2 protein-coding genes are annotated in these 1,315 nt (G+C 66.2%); both read left to right on the top strand.

Annotated features, from left to right (window positions below; genetic code table 11):
• On the top strand, positions 1-248 hold a 248-nt coding region (locus F3J17_RS35885), incomplete at its 5' end, for an ABC transporter permease subunit (RefSeq protein ID WP_167070560.1).
• A gap of 52 nt (positions 249-300) precedes the next feature.
• Positions 301-1,218, top strand: coding sequence for an ABC transporter permease subunit (locus tag F3J17_RS35890; RefSeq protein ID WP_167070562.1), 918 nt, complete (start codon positions 301-303; stop codon positions 1,216-1,218).
• Positions 1,219-1,315: the final 97 nt, after the last annotated feature.

Below are 1,315 nucleotides of genomic sequence, written 5' to 3' on the forward strand. Positions count from 1 at the left end.
ATGCGCTGATTCCGGTGGTGACCGTGATCGGCCTGCAGGTGGGCACGCTGCTCGCGGGCGCGGTGCTCACCGAGACGCTGTTCTCGTGGCCCGGCATCGGCAAATGGCTGATCGACGCGATCAGCCGTCGCGACTATCCGGTGGTGCAGGGCGGCATTCTCATGATCGCGACGCTCGTGATCCTCGTGAATCTGGTCGTCGATCTGCTGTACGGCGTGCTCAATCCGCGCATCCGCCACACGAGGTAACACGCATCATGAACAAGAACACCCCACTCAATATTCAAAAGAAGGAGGCGTGATGGCTGACATTCAGAACACCGCGCCCCGCGCCGTGACGCCGCCTTCGGGCCGCGCGCTCGTGCTGCGCGAATTCTGGGCGAACTTCTCGCGCAACAGGGGCGCAGTCGCCGCCGGCGTGATCGTGCTGCTGCTGGTCGTGGTCGCGGTCTTCGCGCCCGTGCTCGCGCCGCACAGCCCCATCGAGCAGTACCGCGACTTCGTCAAGATTCCGCCTGCCTGGCTCGACGGCGGCAACTGGAAGTTCATCCTCGGCACCGACGAAGCGGGCCGCGACATCCTCTCGCGCCTGATGTACGGCGCGCGCCTGTCGCTGTGGATCGGCTGCGTGTCGGTCGTGCTCGCGCTGATTCCGGGCATCGTGCTCGGGCTCGTCGCTGCGTTCTTCGAGAAATGGGCCGATACGCCGATCATGCGTCTGATGGACGTGCTGCTCGCGCTGCCTTCGCTGCTGCTGGCTGTGGCGGTGGTGGCGATCATCGGCCCGGGTCTCACGAACACGATGTTCGCGATTGCGATCGTGGCGCTGCCGGGCTATGTGCGTCTGACGCGCGGCTCGGCGCTCGGTGAACTGCACAAGGAATACGTGACGGCTTCGCGCGTCGCGGGGGCGGGCACGCTGCGCCTGATGTTCTCGCAGGTGTTGCCCAACTGCACGGCTCCCTTGATCGTGCAGGCGACGCTGGGTTTCTCGTCGGCGATCCTGGATGCGGCGGCGCTCGGCTTCCTGGGCCTGGGCGTGCAGCCGCCGGCCGCCGAGTGGGGCGCGATGCTCGCGTCCGCACGCGACTATATCGACAGCGCCTGGTGGATCGTCACGATGCCGGGCCTGTCGATCCTGATCTCGGTGCTCGCGATCAACCTGCTCGGCGACGGGCTGCGCGACGCCCTCGACCCCAAGCTGAAACGGATGGCCTGAACATGACTGACCTTCTTACCATCCGCAACCTGTCGGTGAACTTCAACGGCCTGCCCGCCGTGGACCGCGTGAACCTGTCGGTGGCGCCGGGCGAAGT

The organism is Burkholderia sp. Ax-1719, assembly GCF_011753055.1.
Classification (GTDB): Bacteria; Pseudomonadota; Gammaproteobacteria; order Burkholderiales; family Burkholderiaceae; genus Paraburkholderia.

What these genes read in the sequence shown, in the direction of transcription:
- F3J17_RS35890 (WP_167070562.1), top strand. Translation starts at nt 301, where the DNA reads ATGGCTGACATTCAGAACACCGCGCCCCGCGCCGTGACGCCGCCTTCG.